The organism is Plantimonas leprariae (genome assembly GCF_008802405.1).
GTDB classification, from domain to species: domain Bacteria; phylum Pseudomonadota; class Alphaproteobacteria; order Rhizobiales; family Rhizobiaceae; genus Plantimonas; species Plantimonas leprariae.
The window spans coordinates 1-1,683 of record NZ_VZDO01000037.1 but is presented as its reverse complement, the minus strand read 5'-3'; the positions used below and the strand labels follow the sequence as shown (position 1 = coordinate 1,683).

1 protein-coding gene is annotated in these 1,683 nt (G+C 72.0%); it reads right to left on the bottom strand.

The window, feature by feature from the left end; all coding sequences use genetic code 11:
- On the bottom strand, positions 1 to 1,683 hold a 1,683-nt coding region (locus F6X38_RS23185), incomplete at both ends, for a VCBS domain-containing protein (RefSeq protein WP_202618072.1).

Below are 1,683 nucleotides of genomic sequence, written 5' to 3'. Positions count from 1 at the left end.
GCTTGCTTGCCGACCGAGGTCAGCGGACTGACGATGTCGTTCCCGCTCGTCCCGTCGACCCGGACGCCGTCGTCCGTTCCGGCGATCGCGAAGGCCGCGAGTTCGGACGTCGCGAGCCCGGCCGCATCGCGAACGGTGATCGCGAAACTGTCGGAGACGCTCGCGCCGCCGCCGAGACCGTTGGTCGCGGCCCGCGCGTCGTCGAGGAGGTAGGCGAGCAAGCCGCTCGCCGTATCGAGCGTCGCCGTGCCGTAGACGCCCGACTTCGACCAGTGCGTCGCATCGACGGCGGTCCATCCCGCCATGTCGAACGAGACGGCGTCGCCGGCATCCGGGTCGCCGCGCTGCAGCGCCACGGTGGCGTTCGCCGTGCCGGCCGTCGCGACCGCGGCCTCGACGAGACCGTTGCTCTGCGGGCCGACCACGAGACGCGGCGCGTCGTTCGTGCCGACGATCTCGACGTCGACGCGCGTCGCGGTGCCGTCCGTCGCCAGAACGGCGAAGCGCTCGAGGCGTCGCTCGCCGGCGGCGAGTTCGTCATGCGCGGACGTCGCCGCGTAGCTCCAGGCGCCCGAAGTGTCGACCATGAAACGGCCGAGGTCGCCCGTCGTCGTGCCGGCCACGAAGGCGGTGGGACTGTCGACGTCGGTGAGCGTCAGCTTGCCCGATGCCGAAAGGGCCGCGGCCGTGTCGCCTTCGGCGAGCGACACCTGTGCCGAGGACAGGCTGGCCGCGTCGTCGGTGCCGCGGATGTCGAAGGCGACGGTTGCCGACGCGGTCGCGCCGGACCGGTCCCGGACGGCGACCGCGAACTCGTCGCGAACGGCAGCCCCGCCGGCGAGCGCGTCGGTGGCGGCCCGGGCGTCGTCGAGCGCGTAGGCGACAGTTCCGGAGGCTAGATCGAGCGCCGCGGTGCCGTAAATCCCGGACTTCGACCAGTGCGTCGCGTCGACCACCGTCCAGCCCGAGGGCACGAACTCCAGCGCATCGCCGGGATCGGCATCCTTCGCCTGCAGCGCGACGGTCGCGCCAGGCGACCCGGCGACCGCGGACGAAGCCTCGACCAGCCCGTTGCTCTGCGCGCCGGCGCTCAGCGTCGGCGGCGTGTTGAAGCGCGTGAAGCTGCCGCTCGCCCAGTCGTAGAGCCCGTCGGCGAACTTGAGGAACTCGATGTTCTTCAGCTTGTCGGTGCCGTCAGCGGCGCTGGCGACCGTGCCGGCGCTGCGGTTGACCGTGTAGTCGGCGAAGCGGCCGGCATACGCGGCCGTGTCGACTCCCGCGCCGCCGTCGATCGTGTCGTTGCCCGCGCCGCCGGTCAGCGTGTTCGCGGCCGCGTTGCCGGTGATGATGTTGGCGAGCGCGTTGCCCGTGCCGTCGATCGCCGCCGTGCCGGTGAGCGTCAGGCGCTCGACATTGTCGGAGAGTACGAAGCTGACCGAGGCGGACACCGTGTCGGTGCCCTCGCCCGCCGCTTCGACGACGACGTCGGCGGCGTTGTCGACGACGTAGGTGTCGTCGCCGCTGCCACCGGCCATGATGTCCGCGCCAATTCCGCCGTCGAGTCGATCGTTGCCGGCCTCGCCGTTCAGCGTGTCGTCGCCCGCCCCGCCGTTCAGCGTATCGTTGCCGCCGCCGCCTGCGATGGTGTTCGCGGCGCCGTTGCCGAGGATGGTGTTGGCGAGG